18 protein-coding genes are annotated in these 18,324 nt (G+C 71.6%); 10 read left to right on the top strand and 8 right to left on the bottom strand.

What is annotated here, in order from left to right; genetic code table 11:
- Window positions 1–9 precede the first annotated feature (9 nt).
- Complete coding sequence (locus AB0L95_RS28785; RefSeq protein WP_365166272.1) at window positions 10–1,224, bottom strand: ABC transporter substrate-binding protein; 1,215 nt, start codon at window positions 1,222–1,224, stop codon at window positions 10–12.
- Between the two features lie 28 nt (window positions 1,225–1,252).
- On the bottom strand, window positions 1,253–2,290 hold the full coding sequence (locus tag AB0L95_RS28790; RefSeq protein WP_365166274.1) for an ABC transporter ATP-binding protein: 1,038 nt from the start codon (window positions 2,288–2,290) through the stop codon (window positions 1,253–1,255).
- Between the two features lie 123 nt (window positions 2,291–2,413).
- Here AB0L95_RS28790 and AB0L95_RS28795 point away from each other — a divergent pair, with 123 nt between their 5' ends.
- Complete coding sequence (locus AB0L95_RS28795) at window positions 2,414–3,151, top strand: GntR family transcriptional regulator (RefSeq protein WP_365166276.1); 738 nt, start codon at window positions 2,414–2,416, stop codon at window positions 3,149–3,151.
- Between the two features lie 40 nt (window positions 3,152–3,191).
- Window positions 3,192–3,947, top strand: a complete 756-nt coding sequence (locus AB0L95_RS28800) for a cache domain-containing protein (RefSeq protein ID WP_365166280.1) — start codon at window positions 3,192–3,194, stop codon at window positions 3,945–3,947.
- A gap of 73 nt (window positions 3,948–4,020) precedes the next feature.
- On the opposite strand, the gene AB0L95_RS28805 is transcribed toward AB0L95_RS28800, so the two are convergent.
- Complete coding sequence (locus AB0L95_RS28805; RefSeq protein ID WP_365166282.1) at window positions 4,021–4,689, bottom strand: hypothetical protein; 669 nt, start codon at window positions 4,687–4,689, stop codon at window positions 4,021–4,023.
- A gap of 222 nt (window positions 4,690–4,911) precedes the next feature.
- Between AB0L95_RS28805 and AB0L95_RS28810 the strand changes: the two genes are divergently transcribed.
- From AB0L95_RS28810 to AB0L95_RS28830, 5 genes are all read left to right on the top strand, one after another.
- Complete coding sequence (locus AB0L95_RS28810; RefSeq protein ID WP_365166284.1) at window positions 4,912–5,568, top strand: helix-turn-helix transcriptional regulator; 657 nt, start codon at window positions 4,912–4,914, stop codon at window positions 5,566–5,568.
- A gap of 32 nt (window positions 5,569–5,600) precedes the next feature.
- Entirely contained in the window at window positions 5,601–6,134 is a 534-nt protein-coding gene (locus AB0L95_RS28815; protein WP_365166349.1) for a toxin-antitoxin system, toxin component, read from the top strand.
- A gap of 21 nt (window positions 6,135–6,155) precedes the next feature.
- A complete protein-coding gene (locus tag AB0L95_RS28820) occupies window positions 6,156–7,331 on the top strand; it encodes an MAB_1171c family putative transporter (protein WP_365166286.1) in 1,176 nt (391 codons plus the stop codon).
- A gap of 108 nt (window positions 7,332–7,439) precedes the next feature.
- Window positions 7,440–8,402 (top strand): polyprenyl synthetase family protein, encoded by a 963-nt coding sequence (locus tag AB0L95_RS28825; RefSeq protein ID WP_365166287.1) that lies wholly within the window; start codon window positions 7,440–7,442, stop codon window positions 8,400–8,402.
- 54 nt (window positions 8,403–8,456) lie between these two features.
- Window positions 8,457–9,875 (top strand): FAD-dependent monooxygenase, encoded by a 1,419-nt coding sequence (locus tag AB0L95_RS28830; protein ID WP_365166290.1) that lies wholly within the window; start codon window positions 8,457–8,459, stop codon window positions 9,873–9,875.
- A 45-nt stretch (window positions 9,876–9,920) separates the two neighbouring features.
- Here AB0L95_RS28830 and AB0L95_RS28835 read toward each other — a convergent pair whose 3' ends face one another.
- From AB0L95_RS28835 to AB0L95_RS28845, 3 genes are read right to left on the bottom strand one after another with little or no spacing between them, the layout of a single operon-like run.
- Complete coding sequence (locus AB0L95_RS28835) at window positions 9,921–11,114, bottom strand: DUF6545 domain-containing protein (protein ID WP_365166292.1); 1,194 nt, start codon at window positions 11,112–11,114, stop codon at window positions 9,921–9,923.
- 52 nt (window positions 11,115–11,166) lie between these two features.
- Window positions 11,167–12,330, bottom strand: a complete 1,164-nt coding sequence (locus AB0L95_RS28840; RefSeq protein WP_365166295.1) for an MAB_1171c family putative transporter — start codon at window positions 12,328–12,330, stop codon at window positions 11,167–11,169.
- Window positions 12,331–12,333: 3 nt separating this feature from the next.
- Window positions 12,334–12,936 (bottom strand): toxin-antitoxin system, toxin component, encoded by a 603-nt coding sequence (locus tag AB0L95_RS28845; RefSeq protein ID WP_365166297.1) that lies wholly within the window; start codon window positions 12,934–12,936, stop codon window positions 12,334–12,336.
- Between the two features lie 535 nt (window positions 12,937–13,471).
- On the opposite strand from AB0L95_RS28845, the gene AB0L95_RS28850 reads away from it, so the two are divergent.
- Complete coding sequence (locus AB0L95_RS28850; protein ID WP_365166299.1) at window positions 13,472–13,693, top strand: hypothetical protein; 222 nt, start codon at window positions 13,472–13,474, stop codon at window positions 13,691–13,693.
- A 276-nt stretch (window positions 13,694–13,969) separates the two neighbouring features.
- Window positions 13,970–15,061: a glutamate--cysteine ligase gene (locus AB0L95_RS28855; protein WP_365166302.1), complete on the top strand. Its 1,092-nt coding sequence runs from the start codon at window positions 13,970–13,972 to the stop codon at window positions 15,059–15,061.
- A 48-nt stretch (window positions 15,062–15,109) separates the two neighbouring features.
- Here the strand turns inward: AB0L95_RS28855 and AB0L95_RS28860 are convergent, their stop codons facing one another.
- Both AB0L95_RS28860 and AB0L95_RS28865 read right to left on the bottom strand, forming a co-directional pair.
- A complete protein-coding gene (locus AB0L95_RS28860) occupies window positions 15,110–15,811 on the bottom strand; it encodes a 4'-phosphopantetheinyl transferase superfamily protein (protein ID WP_365166304.1) in 702 nt (233 codons plus the stop codon).
- Window positions 15,756–16,664, bottom strand: coding sequence for a metallophosphoesterase (locus AB0L95_RS28865; RefSeq protein WP_365166306.1), 909 nt, complete (start codon window positions 16,662–16,664; stop codon window positions 15,756–15,758). Before AB0L95_RS28865 ends, AB0L95_RS28860 begins: the two co-directional genes overlap by 56 nt.
- 395 nt (window positions 16,665–17,059) lie before the next feature.
- Here AB0L95_RS28865 and AB0L95_RS28870 point away from each other — a divergent pair, with 395 nt between their 5' ends.
- The gene (locus AB0L95_RS28870) at window positions 17,060–18,187 is read left to right on the top strand and encodes an ATP-grasp domain-containing protein (RefSeq protein WP_365166309.1); all 1,128 of its coding nucleotides are present in this window, start codon (window positions 17,060–17,062) and stop codon (window positions 18,185–18,187) included.
- Window positions 18,188–18,324: the final 137 nt, after the last annotated feature.

Genomic DNA, 18,324 nt, shown 5'->3' on the forward strand with positions numbered 1-18,324 from the left:
GTCGTGTCCTCAGCCCTTGATCTCGGTCCAGGCCTGGACCCACTTGGCGTACGGCACGCACTTGACGTCCGTACGGCCGTCGAGGCACTGCTCGATGGGGGTGTTCCAGAAGGCGACGTTCTTCCAGTAGGCCGTGTCGGCCGCGTGGTAGGTGGTGCAGAAGTTCTTGTCGCTGGTCTCCTCGCACGCCTTGGCGTTGGACGGTGCCTCGCCGAAGTACTCGGCGACCTGGGCGTTGACCTTCGGCGAGATGATCCAGTTCATCCACTGGTAGGCGCAGTCGGGGTGCTTGGCCTTGGCCGAGATCATCCAGGTGTCGGACCAGCCGGTCGAACCCTCCTTGGGCACGAAGGCCTTGACCTTGGCGCCCTCGCTCTGCGCGAGGTTGGCGATGACCTGCCAGGTGGTGCCGACCACGGAGTCGCCGCTCTTGAAGGCGGACACCTCCTTGAGGTAGTCGCCCCAGTACTCGCCCACGTTCGCGTTCTGCTTCTTCAGCAGGTCGACGGCCGCGTCGAACTGCTTCTGGTCGAGCGCGTACGGGTCCTTGATCTTCAGTTCGGGCTTGGCGGCCTTCAGATAGAGCGCCGCGTCGGCGATGTAGATCGGGGAGTCGTACGCGGTGACGTGGCCCTTGTACCGGGACGCGTCGTCGAAGACGGCGGACCAGGACGTCGGCGCGGGCTTGACCTTGTCCGTGTTGTACATCAGCAGGTTGGCGCCGCGGCCGTGCGGGATGCCGTAGGCCTTGCCCTTGACCGAGTTCCACGGCTGGAGCTTCAGGTCGGCGAAGACGTCCTTGTAGTTCGGCACGAGGTCGGTGTTGACCGGTGCCGCGTCCCCGGAGGCGATCAGGCGCAGGGAGGCGTCGCCGGAGGCGGAGACCGCGTCGTACTCACCGGTCTTCATCAGCTTGACCATCTCGTCGGAGCTGGCCGCGACCTTGGAGTGCACCTGGCAGCCGGTCTGCTTCTCGAAGTCGCTGACCCAGTTCACCTTGGCGTCGTTGGAGCCGTCCTCGACATAGCCGGCCCAGGCGACGAGGTTGACCTGTCCCTCGGACTTGCCCAGCTTCGACTGCGCCTTCAGATCGGGCGGGTTGAGGCCGGTGGACGAGGAGGAGCCGCCCGAGCCGGACGAGCCGCAGGCGGTGGCCGCGAGCAGCACTGCGGCGGCGGCGGCGGCCTTCAGGGTACCGATGGTGAGACGCACGTCGTTCTCCATACGTGACGGTGGGGGCTGGGTGCGGGGGTCAGCGGGCGTCGGGGACCTGGACGGCGTGGCGGCGGTGCCACTGGAGGCGCACCCGGGTGCCGCGGTAGGCGGCGACGTCCTCGGAGGAGGTCTCCAGGTTCTGCTGGAGCGCGGTGAGGCGGCCGCCCGCGTCGAGGTCGACGAGGAAGCGGGTGGCGTCGCCCAGGTAGACCACTTCGGCGACGGTGCCGACGGCGGTGGAGTGCTCCGGCTCGTCCGCGTCGGCGGACTCCTTCAGGACCCGGATCTTCTCGGGCCTGATGCTGTATGTGCCGGCGGTGCCGACGATCCGCTCGGCCGCCTCGGCCTGCAGCAGGTTCGAGGTGCCGACGAACGAGGCGACGAACGCGGTGGCGGGGCGCTCGTAGATCTCGGCGGGGGTGCCGATCTGCTCGATGCGGCCCTGGTTGAAGACGGCGATGCGGTCGCTCATCGTCAGGGCCTCCTCCTGGTCGTGGGTGACGAACACGAAGGTGATCCCGACCTCCCGCTGGATCGCCTTGAGTTCGACCTGCATCTGCTCGCGCAGCTTGAGGTCGAGGGCGCCGAGCGGCTCGTCGAGGAGCAGCAGACGGGGGCGACCGACGAGGGCGCGGGCGAGTGCGACCCGCTGCCGCTGGCCGCCGGAGAGCTGTCCGGGCCGCCGCCCGCCGAAGGCTTCGAGACGTACGCCGGCGAGCGCCTCGCGGGCCCGGGTGAGCCGCTCGGCCTTGGGTACCTTGCGGACCTTGAGGCCGTAGGCGACGTTCTGCTCGACGGTCATGTGCGGGAAGAGCGCGTAGTCCTGGAAGACGGTGTGCACGTCCCGCTCGAAGGGTGCGAGCCCGGTGACGTCCTGGCCGGCCAGCTCGATGGCGCCGGAGGTGGGGCTCTCGAAGCCCGCGATCATGCGCAGGACGGTGGTCTTGCCGGAGCCGGACGGGCCGAGCATCGAGAAGAACTCCCCGTCGGCTATCTCCAGGTCGACCCCGGCCACCGCGGCCGTGTCACCGAACTCCTTCCGCAGCCCTCGCAGCCGGATCGCGCTTCCCTCCATGGACGGGAACCTTTCTGGTGCACTCTTCCGTTCTTACCTCTGGATCGAAAAGATATGAACTCATAGTTCAAAGCTCAAGACCCCCTTAAGGTAAAGGTTGAGTCAACGCACAAGGTGGTGGCCATGAAGCACAACTGGGGCGGCGGTGCCCGGAGAGCCGTCTTCTCTCCCGTGGACACCCGCGCGCGCGTGGAGACGGTCGTCCGCCGCCTCGGCGACGCCATCGAACTGGGACTGCTCGCCGACGGGGAGCAGCTGCCCGGCGAGAGCGAGCTGGCGGGACAGCTCGGGGTGTCCACCGTGACCCTGCGGGAGGCGCTCATGGCGCTGCGGCAGCAGGGTCTGGTCACCACCCGGCGGGGCCGCGGCGGCGGCAGCTTCGTCTCGCTGCCGGCGGATCCGGCCGAGGAGCGGATCAGGCTGCGGCTGGCCGGCTGGAGCACGGAGGAGTTGCGCGATCTCGGCGACCACTGGGCGGCCGTCTCCGGCGCCGCAGCCCGGCTCGCCGCCCAGCGCACCGGCCCGGACGACCTCCCGCCGCTCCGGCGCACCCTGGAGGAGTTCGCGGCGGCCGAGGACGCGGCGGCACGCAGCCGGGTCTACGGCCGGTTCCATGTGGAGTTGGCGGCGGCGGCCCAGTCCGCCCGGCTCACCCGGGAGCAGGTCGGGCTCCAGACGGAGGTCGGCGCGCTGCTGTGCCTCGTCCTCGGAGACGACACCTATCGCGAAGAGGTGGCGGACCGTCACCGCGCCGTGATCTCCGCGGTGCAGGATGGGGCGCACGATTCGGCCAGGGAGCTGGCCGAGCGGTGCGTCCGGGAATCGACGGCACGGCTCATCGCGCTGCGCCTCGGTCTCTAAGGACGCGCCGGCATCCGGTCGTGTGCGCGGGAGGGCGCCGATGAGCACGAGCACCGGTCTGGCCGCCCCGCCGGAAGCGCTGGTGACCGCCCGGGTGCGGGCCGCGCTGGAGGCGGTGTTCGACGCCGTCGCGGAGACCTGCGCCGACACCACGGCGGTGCTGTCCCGGGTGGCCGAACGGGGCCTCCGGCCCGCGACCGCGGACCTGGCCGCGCTGCGCCCGGGACTCCATGCCCGGCTGGCCCGGCAGGAGTTGGTGTCCGGGGTCGGGTTCGTCTCGGCCCCCGGGCTGCTGAGCGACGTACCGGCATGGCTGGAGTGGTGGCAGACCGGCGCGAACGGCGACATACGGCCTCTGCTGCCCGACCTGGATCCGGCGCACTCGGCGTACTCCGACTACACGCACTGGGACTGGTTCGCGCTGCCCCGTGACACCGGGCGGCGGGCGGTGGCCGGTCCCTATGTGGACTACCTCTGCTCCGACGAGTACAGCCTGACCCTGTCGGCGCCCGTCCACCTCGCGGGGCGCTTCGCGGGGGTCGCCGCGGCCGACGTCTACCTACGGCACTTCGAGGCGACGGTGCTCCCCCTGCTGCGCCGCCTGCCCGGGCCCGCGCATCTGGTCAACGCCCGGGGCCGGGTGGCGGCCTCGGCCGACGCGGCGCATCTGGCCGGATCGCTCACCAAGGGGCCCGACTTCGCCGCGGTGCTGGAGGGGGCCCGACCGGATGTCTGGCGGGGGCTGCGTCTGGTCCCGTGCGACGGGGTTCCGCTCGTGCTCGTCGTGACCGGCTGAGCCCGCGGTCGCCGCGGGCCCCGGCGCCGTCGGTGACCTGAACACCGACGGAGCCGGGGCGGTGAGGAGGGTCTCAGTCCGGCGGTGCGGGCACCACGCTGAGGTGACCCGTCGATCGCCGGGTGCGGCGCGGACTGCGGACGGCGGGTACCGGGCGGCGTGCCTCGCGCAGCACCAGCGTCAGCTTCGAGTAGCCCATGGCCTCAAGGGTCTTGGGTGTCTCCCCCACCACCCGGCAGTCGCCGCTCCAGCGCGGGTCGGGGTGCAGCAGCGGGCGTACCGCCCCGTCGTGCTCCACGGCGCCCGGGCCGACGGCGCGAATCCAGTGCGGCAGGCCCTGCCGGTAGGCGGCGTCCATGATCGGGTCCTGGGCGATGTCCCGGCGGATGGCCTGAAGTCCATGGTCGTGGCCGTGGCGCTCCATGGCCGCCGCGAAGTGCGCCAGCATCGGCAGACACCAACTCGACTCGTGCTCGCCGAGAACCGTGGCCGCGTCCGGGTGGAACAGCACGAACCGCAGGAAGTTGTCACCGGGCATGGCCGTCGGATGCGGTCCCACCCCGCGGAAGAGGGTCTCGAACGCGGAGTTGGCGAGTACGACGTCCCAGCGGTGGTCGAAGACGACGGACGGAAAGGGGACGGCCTCCAGGAGCATGGCGTAGTCCTGCAGGTACGCCCTTGCTTCCGGACTCTCGGGGACGGGCCGCGGCTGCGACCGCTGCCCTCCTGCCTGAAACGCCATCGGGAGGTCACCCCTCTTGCCCTTACGGCCTGCACGCGGCGCCCTGATCCTGCTGCGCCGGATCGAGCTGTGTCAACTATCGTGGCATTTGGCGTCGGTTGACGGCCGAATCTCGCCACAGTTGTGGCGAGACCTGGATGTGAGTTCGAGAGAACGGCTAATCTCCGGATGGTTCCGGACGACTATGAGAACGATGTGAGAAGAGACGTAGGAGATCTGTCGGTGACGGATGGCTTCGAGGTTCCGGGCGCCACGGCGACGGGTCTGCTGCCGGGCGTCGTCGCCCGTGTCACCGCTCTCGCCGACCGGGTGGGGGTGCCGCACGAGGAGATCTTCGCCGTCTCGCGTCTGTCGGTCGCCTCCGGCGTCCCGGAGCCGGTGGTGAGAGCCCTGCTGAGCGGGGTTCCCGCCGGGGAGCCGGATCTTCAGGCGCGCTTTCTGCAGCGGCTCGACCTGCTGCGCCGCACCCGGCTCAAGCCCAACGGTCGCAAGTACACCCAGCAGGAGATCGCCGACGGCGCGGGCATGTCCCGCCAACAGGCGGGCGCTCTCATCAACGGCGACCGGCGCCCCACCATGGAGCACTGCGACGCCATCCAGCGCTTCTTCAGGGTGCATGCCGGGTTTCTCACGGCCGAGGACCCCGAGGCACTCGCGAGCGCCCTCCAGCGCAAGGAACAGGAACTCCTCCAGCAGCTCGCCGACCGCGAGCGCGCGTCGGCCGCCACCGCCGACGACCCGCTGGAGCGGCTGCTGCAGGACCATGGCGTCCGCGGCATCGCCTGGCGGGCGGCCCAGCTGCCCACCGACCAGCACCGCGACAAGGTCGCGGAATGGCTGGACATGCTCCTGGAGAGCGTCAAGCGGCCCGAGTCCTGATCCTGGGGAGAACCGTGGGCATCGGAAGGGAAATGCGCCGCCTGTGCGGCGAGTTGATGGGGGAGCTCTCACTCCCGGCACCGGCGGCACCCGCCGACCTGTACACCGCGCTGTGCGCGGGCATGAGCAGACGCCGGGGCCGCCCCGTGCAGTTCCGCATGGCCGCCTTCCCGCCCGGCACCGCGAGCGGCCTCTGGCTCGACATGGCCGACCAGGACCTGGTGGTCGTCGAGGAACGCACCGCACCGGACCACCAGTTGGTCATCCTCGGTCACGAACTGTGGCACATGAACGCCGGCCACCAGGGCCACGCCGTGGAGGGGGCCACGGTCGCCGCGCGACTGCTCAGCGACACCACCGATCTCCAGGCGACCGTCCACAAGGTCGCCGCGCGTACGCACTTCGACCTCGCGGACGAGCAGGAGGCCGAGAGCTTCGGTCTGCTGCTGGCCAGCAAGTGCCGTACGTGGCTGGCGGGCTCCTCGCTGCGCGGCCCTGTCCAGCGGGACGACCTGGCGGGCCGGATCGAGGCCTCGCTCGGCTACCGCGGGCCACAGGGCCGCTGAGGCGCGCGGGACACGGACACGATGGACGGTTCGAGCTACTACATACCCGCCACCGCGATGGCAGTCGCCTTCGCCTTCAAGGCGCCGGCGCTGATGCGCTCCTGGCGCGACCCGCTGCTGCGCTCCGTGTGCGCGCTGCTCGCCCTGGCGGGTGCGGTGTTCTTCTTCGCCGCGCCGCCGACCATCGTGAAGGTCAACGACCTCACCGGCATCACCAATGTCTCCGCCCCGCTGGTGTATGCGCTGCTGAGCGCGTTCAGCGCGGCCTGTCTGGTGCTCGTCGTCAACTGGCGGGGCGGGCCGCCCGCCGTCACCCGCAGCCTCACCCGGCGGATCACCGCGGGATACGGCGTGGTGATCTTGGCCTTGGTCGTGCTGTTCGCCCTCGGTGACACACCGGTGGAGCGACTGCGGGACTTCGACACCTACTACGCGCGCACACCGTACATCCGCGAGATGATCGTGCTGTATCTCGCGGCGCTGACCGTGGCGAGCCTCGCGATGACCGTGCTGTGCTGGCGGTGGGCTCTGCAGGTCCACGGCTGGCTGCGGGCCGGGCTCGTGATCATCGTGACCGGCTACATGTTCAACATGGCCTATCTGGTGACCAAGTTCACGGCCGTGATCGCCCGCTGGAGCGGCGGGAACCTCGACGACCTCAGCACCTATGCCGCACCCGCGCTCGCCTCGATCGGCGGGCAGATCAGCGCCGTGGGCTTCTGTCTGCCGCTCGCCTGCCGTCGTGTCGGCGACCAGTGGACCACCTGGTCCACCTATCGCCGGCTGGGGCCGCTGTGGCGCGAGCTGCGGCCGGTATCCGCCCATACCGGCCGCGAGGGGCGCATCTCCTGGTGGTCGTCGGCGGAACTGCAGGTCACGCAGCGGGAGTCCGACATCCACGACGGCATGCTGAGCCTGTACCCCTACTTCGATCCCGATCTGCGCGCGCACGCCTACGACGCCGCCGTGGCTGCGGGCTCCGACCCGGTCCAGGCCCGGGCGGAGGCCGACGCGGCGATGGTGACGGCAGCGGTGCGGGCCCGGGCCAGAGACCCGGAGGGCCGTGTCATCAGCGCAGCGGAGGCCCCCGCCGGGCCCCACGACGGCCCGCGCGACCTCGTCCGCATGTCCCTGGCGCTGCGCAGGTCGCCGGTCGTCGCGGCCGTACGCAGCACGGCCGGAGTACGGCTTGCATGACCGACACGCCGACCGGCCGAGAACGCATCAGCCGTGCCCGGACCTGACCGGGCCCGCTCTCCCCGGAGAGCACGCATCACGCCGACCGCAGGCGCATGGGGGTGCCACTTGAAGACGTACCTGGATCTGCACCGCGAGTTCTCCGCCGGTATCGAGGCAGAGCTTGCGGACTCGCTCGCCCGGGCGGGCGAGTCCGCGCCCGCCGTCCGTGACGCGGTCGACCGACTGCTGCGGCACCAGCCGATGAAGTACCCGCTGTCGGTGCTTCCGCTGCTGGTGCACGGCGCGGAGACCGGTTGTGCCGAACCGGCCCTGCCGCTGTCGGCCGTGCACACTCTGTGGTGGACGTCGGCCTGCTACCTCGACGACCTGGCCGACGGACAGGGCGCGGCCCTTCCCGCCGGCCTCGGTCTGCACGAGGCGCTGCTGGCGGCCGTCGTCACCGGGCATCTGCTGCCGCTCCAGGTCCTGGAGTCGCCCGCGGTCCCGGCCGCCGTTCGGCCCGCGTTGACGGCGGAACTGCTGGCGTGCGGGATGACGGCCGCCGAGGGGCAGATGGACGACATGCGCAAGAACACCGGCGAGGCCGTCCGGAGCACGGTCCTCGCGGCCTACCGGGGAAAGTCCGGCGCTCCCTTCGCCATGATCACGGCGATGGCCGCCGTCCTGTCCGGGGCGCAGGCCGAACGCACGAGCCTGTGGCGGGAGTTCGGCGATGTCTTCGGCATTCTGTGGCAGATCTTCAACGACTACGAGGACCTCGCCTCGGGCCGCCACGAGGACCTGCTGAACGGCACGGTGACCTATGCGCTGGCCTGCGCCCTGGAGGAGGCGTCGCCCGGCGAGCGGCAGCGGATCCTGGCCCTGCACGCCGACGCGCCTACGTCCGACGAGGCCCGGTCGGATCTCGCCGATCTCCTCCTCGGCCCGTCCGCCCTGGCCTACTGCGAGAAGGACATCGGGGAGTTCCGCGACGCGGCGTACCGCATCCTGGACGAACTCGGCGGCGACGAGGCCCACGTGTCCGTCCTGCGCGGGCTCGTGGACCAGACGTCCCGGCTGCGCCCGTGACCGACCGCCGCCCACCCCCAGTGTTCCGCTCCACGACAGAAAGAGTGCCAGGCCATGTCTGACGGAATCGCCCTCCGCCGCACCGCGGTGGTCATCGGCGGGGGCATGACGGGCATGCTCGCCGCGGCGGTGCTCGCCGAGCACGCCGACGTCACGGTCGTCGAACGTGACCTGCTGCCGGACGGTCCTGCCCCCCGCAAGGGGCTTCCGCAGGCCCGCCACGCCCACATCCTGTGGTCCGGTGGGGTGAAGGCCCTGGAGGAACTCCTGCCGGGCGTGGTGGACCGGCTCGTCGCGCGCGGCGCCCGCAAGGCGCGCATCATGACCGATCTGGTGTCCAAGGCCCCCTCGGGCCAGTGGTTCCGCCGGTTCACCCACAGCCGCCATGTCAATCTGCTGTGCAGCCGCGATCTGCTCGACGCCGTCGTACGGGAGCGGGTCCTGGAGGATCCCCGGATCACCCTGCGGTCGGGGACCGAGGCGCTGGCCCTGGAGGGCGGCGCGGACCGTGTCAGCGGGGTACGCGTACGGTCGGCGGACTCGACGAGCACCCTCACCGCCGACCTGGTCGTCGACGCCAGTGGGCGGGCCGGCCGGGCTCCCGTCTGGCTGCGGGAACTCGGCCTTCCGGCGGTCGCCGAGCGCACGGTCGACGCCGGCGTCGGCTACGCCAGCCGCCTCTACCGCGCTCCCGGACGCACCGCCGACGGCTATCCCATCGTCAACGTCCAGGCCGACCCCCGGCAGGCCCCCGGCCGGGGCGGCATCATCCTGCCCATCGAGGGCGGGCGCTGGCTCGTGACCCTCTCCGGGACCCGCGGCGGGCAGCCCACCGCGGACAACGAGGCGTTCCTGGACTTCGCCCACGCCCTGCCCCATCCCGTCATCGGCGAGCTGCTCGCCGACGCCGAACCCCTCACCGACGTCGTCACCACCCGGAGCACCGCCAACAAGCGGCGTTACTACGAGAAGACGGCCCGCTGGCCGGAGGGCTTCGCCGTCCTCGGCGACGCCATGGCCGGCTACAACCCGGTCTACGGTCATGGGCTGAGCGCCTCGGCGCTGAGCGTGCTCGCGATGCGCCGTGTGCTGCGACGGCAGCACCTCACCGCTCCTGGGACGGCCCGGCGCATCCAGAAGGCCGCGGCGCGTCCCGTCGAGAACGCCTGGAGCCTGGCCGTGGGCCAGGACGTGTTCTACCCGGGCGCCGGCGACCAGCAGCCCACCCGGCTGGAGAGGACGCTCGCCGCCTTCGTGGACCGGGCCGTCGACGCCGGATCGCGCAATCCGCGTGCGCTGCGGATCCTCCTTGACGTGATGAGCATGGAGGCGTCCCCGGCCCGGTTGCTGATGCCCGACATGCTCGCCCTGGTGTGGTTCGGCCGGAAGAAGCCGCTCCTCGACGGCCCTCCGCTGACCGAGCGGGAGCGCAAGGCGGCGCTGGACCCGGCGCCGCTCGGCGGGGAGGACTGACCGTTCCCGCCGGGGCGGCTCCGGCCGGCGCGTCCGGGGCCGGGGTCAGGTCGGGGCCTGTTCGGGGTGGATCCGGCGGCCTCGGCGGACATCCTTGACGACGCGGGTCCGCAGGGCGCGGGAGAGCCGTGCGAGGTCACCGGTCGTGGGCGGCGGGCAGAACAGACCGGGGGGCTCCTGGCCCGTCGAGGGCTCGTCGCCGACGACCCTGTACCGGTCGACGGCGACGGCGATCATCGCCGCCTCGGCGATGATGTCGGCGGCCTGTGCGCCCGCTCCCCGGTCGAGGGCGGCGGCGTGCGCCTCGTTCCATGTCCGGCGGTCGAAGCAGCCCCGGCAGGCCACGATACGGTCGGAGATATAGGTCTGACGCTGCGTCAGCCGCAACTGGAAGTCGGGCGTCCACCAGGGCAGGGGCAGCTGGGTGAGGCCGGGCGCGCCGGGGACCGCGCTCAGGGTCCGGGCGAGCGGGCCGAGCTGCCAGTACCGTACGGCGTCCTCGCTGCGGCGTCCCACGAGCGGGAGGATGAAGCCGACGGCGACGAGCAGGGCGCTGGGCTGGCCCATGCTGGGCGCTACACCGGTGGCCAGGAAGTCCCAGTCGTGCCCCGTCCAACGGGCGCCGATCGCCACGAGTTTGGCCCCGTCGTAGCCCGCGTAGTGCATCAGATAACCCAGGGCGAGGGCGCGCAGGCCGATCCGCATGGTGCCGTGCACATCGCGCGACCAGCGCCAGCACAGACGGCTGCAGACATAGGAGGCCAGCCCGTGGGCGAGGAGATACAGCAGGATCATCTCGCGGATGTAGGGCGTGCCGGCGTAGTACACGTCGAAGTCGGTGCGCCGCTCCACGGGGGCGTCGCCGAGCACGTACAGCGTGATGATCAGTACCCATACGAGCAGATACAGCGCGATGATCCGCTGGGACAGGCGCCGGGTGTGGCCCTTGTCGGAGCCGCCGCGCCAGTTCAGGACGAGCACGACCGAGGCCGCGGAGAAGCCGGTGAGCGCGCAGTAGACCAGCGGGGCGGAGAAGTTGGACACCCCGGTGGTCCGGTTGACCAGGATGATCGTCTGGGGGGCCGAGGTGAACAACACCCCGGATCCGACCAGCAGCAGGGCGCAGATCGAGGACAGCAGCCAGTCCCGGCCACGGGCACGGATCAGCGCGGGTAATTTGAGCAGACAGGCCAGGAGCAGCAGCCAGCCGGCGAGGTAGAAACCGAGGTTGGCCTTCATGGCGCGGCGGCCCCGGAGACTGCGGTCGGACCGGGGGCCTGAGTGCGTAAGTTCATGTCTGACGGCTCTCCGCCCTGCCCCCCGCGTGCAGTGTGTCGGTGACGATGAGGGTGTGGACGGCCTGGGAGACCCGGACGAGGTCGCCCAAGGTGCCGTCGAATGCGGTGGGGCCGTACCCGCCGGGCGGGGGGTCGTCCGGCGTGCCGGACCGGGCGGCGGCGACCACCATGGCGGCAGCGCCGATGGCCTCGGCCTCCGGGGCGCTCGCCCCGGCCGAGATCGCCTGGTGGTAGGCGCGTTCTCGGACACGGTCGTCGAAGCGGGGTTCCAGGCGGGTGATGCCGTCGCGGATCCCGGTCTCCCGCTGGGTGAGTCTGAGGTCGATGTCGCCCAGCGACCGCCAGGACAGCGGCACCCAGTACCGCTTGTCGTCGGGGTCGACCAGGAGTTTGAACAGCGGTCGGAGCCGGGCGTAGGCCGCGACGCTCTCGATGCGCGGGCCTACCAGCGGCAGGGCGTAGCCGACGGTGACCAGGGCGGCCGCGACGGCGGCGACCCCGGGGGCGAGGTCGGTGCTCAGGCCGTCCCAGTGCCGCCCGGTCCAACGGCCCGCCACGGCGGCCAGTTTGACCACCCCGAAGACACCGTTGAGCAGCCAGCCCAGCACGAGGACCGTCAGGCCCTTGCGGGTCCAGCCGGTCACCTTCCGGGACCAGCGCCAGCACAGCGTCGTCGTGGTGAACGCCGCGACCAGGTGCGCCAGCAGATACAGGGTGATCATCTCGGCGAGGCCGGGGGTGGTGGCGTAGTAGGTGTCCAGGTCGGTCCGGCGTTCAACGGGTGCGTTGCCCACCGCGAACAGCACCCACAGGGCGATGATGACGACGGCGTAGGCGGTCAGCCATCGGCGGGCCACCCGGCGTACGTGCTCCGGTTCGCCCCCGCGCCAGTAGACGATCACGACGAGGCAGGCGGCGCTGAAGGCGGTCACCACGGTGTAGACCAGCGGTGCGGCGATGTTCGGGACGCCTGTCAGATGGTTGACGGCCGCGACGCTGGCGGGAGCGGACAGGGTGAAGGAGATCCCGGCCGACAGCACGACCGCGCACAGCGACACCAGCGCGGGGTCGCGCCGGCTGTGCAGCAGTCTGGGGATCCTGATGGCGAGGCCGCTCCACAGGAGCAGGGCCGTCAGGTAGTAGAACCGACCGTCCACGACTCAGACCCAGAGACCTCTGCCCAGCGAATCCTCGATGCGCCCGGCCACCTGGCCCAGGTCGGCGCGCCAATGGGTCCGGCGGAAGGCACGCAGGTCGGTGCCCAGCCGCAGACCGAACATCTCGGCCTCCGCCTCGTGACGGTCGTCGAACCGCGTGCGGGCGGCGACGCCGAGCTGGGGCTCGCCGAGCCCGCCGAGTCGTGTGTCCCGGGAGGCGAGGAGCCGGCGCACGACATCGTCCACGGCGCCGGCGTGGAAGCTGTGTGCCCGCGCGGCGGCGCGGCCCGCCGGGATGTGGGCTCCGCAGTGTCCCTCGAACATGTGCCAGATCTCATGGCCCAGAATGACGTGCTCGTGCTCGCTGTTGGTCGTGTCGTCCCGGACGGCGACGATGTCCATGTCCTCCAGGTCGAGCCAGAGCCCGCTCGCGGTGCCCGGCGGAAAGGTGGTCCGCTTCAGCACCACCGGACGACCGCGCAGACCGGTGAGGATGCCGCCGAGCGCCGCGAATATCTCGTCGTCGTCACCCGGCGCGGCCTGGCCGAGGCAGGTGAGCAGTTCGGCGCTGAGTTCTTTCATCCTCTTCTCGCGCCTGGTCTTCACGTCGTCACTCCCCGTTCTTCGACGTCGGTGTCCGCTGCCGCCCGGCGGTCGCCCGCGACGGGACGGTGGCCGGTCGGCACGGCCCGTGGAACATCCAGATCGCCACAGTAGTCACTTCTCCGTGGTCCTCAACCGGCCTCTGACACAGAGGCACAGGGACAACGGCGAGCATGCCGGACAAACCGCATTCTGTCTCCCCTTCCTGCCGTGCCGTGTTGGTTCCTCTCGTGCACATCCCGCGTCCCTTGTGGAGGAGTTCGCGCCGCCGGACGTCCCGGCGGCCCGTCGCGTCCGAGTGTGTTCTTCCCCGCTCGTCGGCGCAGGCCCGTTGTCCCGCAAGGGTTTTCGGGAAGGCTTCGGCTGCGCTGAGCGGGCGAACTCGTGGCTTCGGCCCCGGGATTGTCAGTGGCGGACGGCAAGCTGGGAGTGCGCCACCGCTGTGCGCGGGGACCGACCGCGTACGGGTGGCGTGCACCGTGCATGTACTGCCGCACGCCCTGCCGGGCCGCGCGGCCGAACCGGGGAGAGCCGACCGATGCCGACCGCCGTACTGACCGATCGCCAACGCGCCGCCGTGCAGGCCTATCTGCGCCTCCTCCACACCGTACGAGCGGCGTTCGACGGACCACCGGATCCGCGCCGACCACCCGCGGTCCCGACCGCCGCCCTGGCCGAGGCGGACCGGGCCCTGGCGGAGGCGGGGCTCACGGGCGCCGAGGAGGAGTTCTTCCGCCTGTGCGGGCGGTGGTGTCCCTGAGCGGGCCCGCGCGGGACTCCTCCGCCACGGGAGGCGTGCGGGCCGTCCACGAGGCCGTGGCACCGGTCCGCCGGATCAGTCGTGGCCGGTCACGGCGGAGGACCGCTGCGCGGCCGCCGCGCGGCCCGGTTTGATCCGGCCTGCTCGCGGAACTTGTTCTGCGCGCCCTCGGGCAGACAGGGCGGGCCGGTGACGGGCGTGTCGTGCGCCCGGAGCGCTGCGGGCCCGTCCTCCGGCTGTGGTGCGCGGGCGCGAGGGGCGAGGGAGAGGTCGGCGATGACAACGGTCGGGGTGGAAGAGGAGTACCTGCTGATCGATCCGGTAACGGGCCGGCCGACGGCGCGGGGAGCGAAGGTGCGGGCCGCCGCCGGACTGGCGCCCTTCGTCGCGGACGCCGAGATCCAGGCGGAGCTGCTCCAGGCGCAGGTCGAGGTGGCCACGCCGGTGTGCGCCACGCTGGAAGAGGTCGGCGGGCATCTACGGCGGCTGCGGCACGCCGTGGCGGAGGCGGCGCGGGCCTGCGGCTGCCGGGTCATGGCCGGCGGGACGCCGCCGGCGGAGGGGCTGCCTGTGCCCGTCACCGACAAGGCCCGCTACCGGGAGATGCAGCGGCAGGCCCCTCAGCTGGTGGCCGAGCAGAGGGTCAACGGCATGCATGTGCATGTCGCCGTGCCTGACCGCCAGACGGGCGTCGAGGTGCTCAACCGCCTCCGTGTGTGGCTGCCGACGCTGACGGCCATGTCGGCGAACTCCCCGCTGTGGGAGGGGCACGACACCGGGTTCGCCAGCTGGCGCACCATCGTCTTCGACCGCTGGCCGGTCAGCGGCGTGCCGCCGTACTTCGCCGACGAGGCGGACTACGACCGGCGTGTGGGACGCCTGCTGTCGACGGGCGTGATCAGCGACACCGGTCAGCTGTACTGGCAGGCCCGGCTGTCCGACAACTACCCCACGGTGGAGGTCCGCTGCCTGGACGTGCAGCTGCACGCGGACGACGCCGTGATGTTCGCGGGCCTGACGCGCGCCCTCGCCGACACCGCCATGCGCGAAGCCGCGGCGGGCGGCAGGACGCCCCAGGACGAGGCCGAGTTCGTGCGCGCGGCGATGTGGCAGGCCGCCCGCCATGGGCTGAGCGGGGATCTGGTCGACCTGCGCGGCCGACGCCGTCCTGCCGAGGAGGTGGTGCACGGGCTGCTGGAGCACGTCGGCCCCGCGCTGGCGGAGTACGGGGACACCCACGAGGTGACCTCGTCGGTGTCCCGTCTGCTGGAGCGGGGCACGGGCGCGGAGCTCCAGCGCAGGGCGCTCGCCGAAGGGGGCCTCGACGGCGTCACCCGCATGATCGTCGACACCGTGGTCGCGCCCTAGCCCTTCCGCATCCGGCGCGTCGTCCGGCGCGTCCGGTGCCGCGGTCCGTCAGGTGCGCTCCCCGCTCTGGGGGCGGGGTACGGCGATGGCCGTCGCGGCAAGACCCCGCCCCGCCGTCCAGCGGCCGTCGAAGGTCTCGATGCGGTGGTCGTCGACCACCGGCCCCGGGACCAGCAGCCGCGCCCGGAAACGGCCGGGCGCGCCGGGCTCGGGGCCCGGGTCGATCTCTATGTCGGCCTGCTGGAAGTCCAGCCACTTCCCGGTCAGGGGGAACCACGCCTTGTAGACGGACTCCTTGGCGCTGAACAGCAGCCGGTCCCAGTGGACGGAGGGGTGGCTGTGGGCGAGGGCACGCAGCCTGGCCTGCTCGGCGGGCAGCGCGACCGCCTCCAGGACGCCCTCCGGCAGCCGGTCGTGCGGTTCCGCGTCGATGCCGACCGAGACCAGTTCGCCGGCGTGCACCACCGCGGCGGCGCAGTAGCCCTCGCAGTGGGTCATGCTGCCGATCAGCTCGTCCGGCCAGCGCGGTGCGCCGCGCTCGCCGGGCACGATGGGCGCCGGCGGGACACCGAGCTTCTCCATGGCCTGCCGCGCACAGCCCCGCGCAGCCCGGAACTCCCGCCGCCGCTTCTCGACGGCCCGCGCCACGACCGCCTCCTCCTCCGGATAGAGGAGGACGCCGTCGCCGAGCGCGTCACGTCCGTATGCCTCCACGACCGCGATCGAACCCGGGAGCAGCTCCTCGATCACCTGCTGGGACCTCCATCGGCAGAATACGGCGCAGCCGTCCTGGCGGTGTCGCGCGCGGACGCCATTCTCGGGGATAGCCCACCGACACCTCCTCGAAGCGAACGCCCTCGTGGTGCGTGGTGCGCGGAATGTGCAGATGACCGTAGACCATGCAGGCGACCCGGAAACGACGGTGCCAGTCGGCGGTCAGCCGGGTGCCGCACCACATGGCGAACTCGGGGTGGCGCAGGATGTTCGTGGGGTGCCGGTCCAGCGGGTAGTGGTTCATCAGCACGGTGGGAAGATCGTCGGGGATCTCCTCCAGTCTGCGCTCGGTCTCGGCCACCCTGGCCCGGCACCATGCCTCGCGGCTCGGGTAGGGGTCGGGGTGCAGCAGATACTCGTCGGTGCATACGATCCCGGTGCCGTGCGCGTACTCGAGCCCCTGCTCCTTGGTCGTGCAGCCCTGCGGCAGGAACGAGTAGTCGTAGAGCAGGAAGAGCGGCGCCACGGCCACCGGACCGCCCGGGCCCTCCCAGACCGGGTAGGGGTCCTCGGGTGTGGTCACGCCCAGCTCTCGGCACATGGCGACCAGATGGTCGTAGCGCTCGACGCCGCGCAGGGTGACGGTGTCCTTCTGGTGGGTCCACAGTTCGTGGTTGCCCGGCGACCAGAGCACCTTGCGGAAGCGGCCGGCCAGCAGTTCCAGGGCCCAGCGGATGTCGGCGACGGTTTCGGCCACGTCGCCTGCGACGAGGAGCCAGTCCTCGTCCGAGGTGGGCCGCATGCGCTCGACGAGGGCGCGGTTCTCCGGGTACCCGATGTGCAGGTCGCTGATGGCGAGCAGCTGTCCACGGCCGTCCGTCGACTCCACCCTCGCCCCTTTCGAGAACCGAATAGGAACACGAGACCACATCGGGCGGCCGGGGGACAAGAGCGACCCGCGGGGGATGCCGGTGCGTCCCGGAAAACGGCCGGAATCCCTCTACCCACAGGCTTGGAGGCCTTCGATCGCCCCGGCCCACAGCCCCTGAATCGGCCTGTTCCCTCCGGGCCGCACCCCTCGGACAGCCCGTTTCCGCGTGGCTGGAAAACAGGGGGGAATCCGTAACACGCGCGTGGCACAGGGAGTGTCCGGGAGGCCCTATGATCGCCCCAACACCTCCGCCACAGACGCCTTCGCACGTACGGCGGTTCGGTGTACCTCCCCCTCCCCTGGCCGGGCACGGCCTGCTCCGCCCTGCCCGCGCACCCTGAAAGGCGGCCTGCATGGTCTCTCGCGTACGCGTCTGGCTCAACCGCACGTACGCGGAGAACGTGTTCTTCATGGAACAGCTGCGGAGAAATCCCAGCGACCGCGCCGTCGACATCCATGCCACGCACGGCGACCCCGACTCGCCCGTCCTGGCCGCGGCGGACACCGCCGAGCTGGAGCCGGAGGGCCTGTCCCCGGCCGGGTATGTGGAGTACGCCCTCGACCAGTGCCTGCGCCGTGGCATCGATGTGTTCGTACCGCGGCTGCACCAGGAGGCGATCGTCGCGCACCGCGCCGAGTTCGAGGCGGCCGGTACGGCGCTGCTGGCGCCGACCGCCGAGGCCGCCGCGGTCTTCCGGGACAAGGCGACGGCGTATCAGGCCGTGCAGTCGATCGGGATTCCGGTCCCGCCGTGGCGGCGGGTGACGACCGAGGACGAACTCCTCACCGCCGTGGAGGAGTTGGAGGCCGACGGCCACAAGGCGTGCTTCAAGCCGGCGGCGGGCGCGGGCGGGGTGGGCTTCCGCGTCATCACGCGCGCCCCGTTCTCGATGGCACACCTGAGCGGGTTCCCGGGCCCCTACGTGCCGCTGGACCTGGTCGTCCGGGCGGTGCGCGAGGCCGAGGAGCCCGTCGACTGGCTGGTGATGCCGCGCCTGCAGGAGCCGGAGGTGTCGGTCGACTGCCTGACCGGGCCCGACAATCTGATCCGCATGGCGGTGGCCCGCACCAAGAACGGGCGCCGCCGGGGCTTCACGCTGGACAAGCAGTGGGTGGAGCCGGCCACACGCCTCGCGGAGGGTTTCGGACTGCACTACCTGTCCAACATCCAGTTCCGGATGTTCGGAGAGAAGCCGGTGCTCCTGGACGTCAACACGCGCCCGGCGGGCGGACTGCACCAACTCTCGCTGTGCGGCGTCAACGCCCCGTGGGCAGCCGTGCAGTTGGCGCTCGGGGAGGACCCGGGCCAGGTGGTGCCGCCGTTCCTGGGCACGGACTACGCGGTGGTGTCGGGCCCCCGGCCGCTGCGCTCGGTCGCGCTGCCGGAGCAGCGGGTGGACGAGGTGGAGCAGGCTCCGGTGCTGCCCGCCGTGCCGGTCGCCCCGGTCGAGGTCGGCACGGCACAGGCCCTGCCCCTTTAGGAAGGGACCGGGCCGTTCCTGCCGTGCGGCAGGTTCGGCCCGTGCCACGGGGGTCGGACCGGCGAGGCGATGGGTCACCCCACCGGTCTGGACCAATCCTCCCCCGGGCCCTTGACACTTGGATTGGTCCATACCAA

It is taken from the genome of Streptomyces sp. NPDC052036 (assembly GCF_040680495.1).
GTDB lineage: Bacteria > Actinomycetota > Actinomycetes > Streptomycetales > Streptomycetaceae > Streptomyces.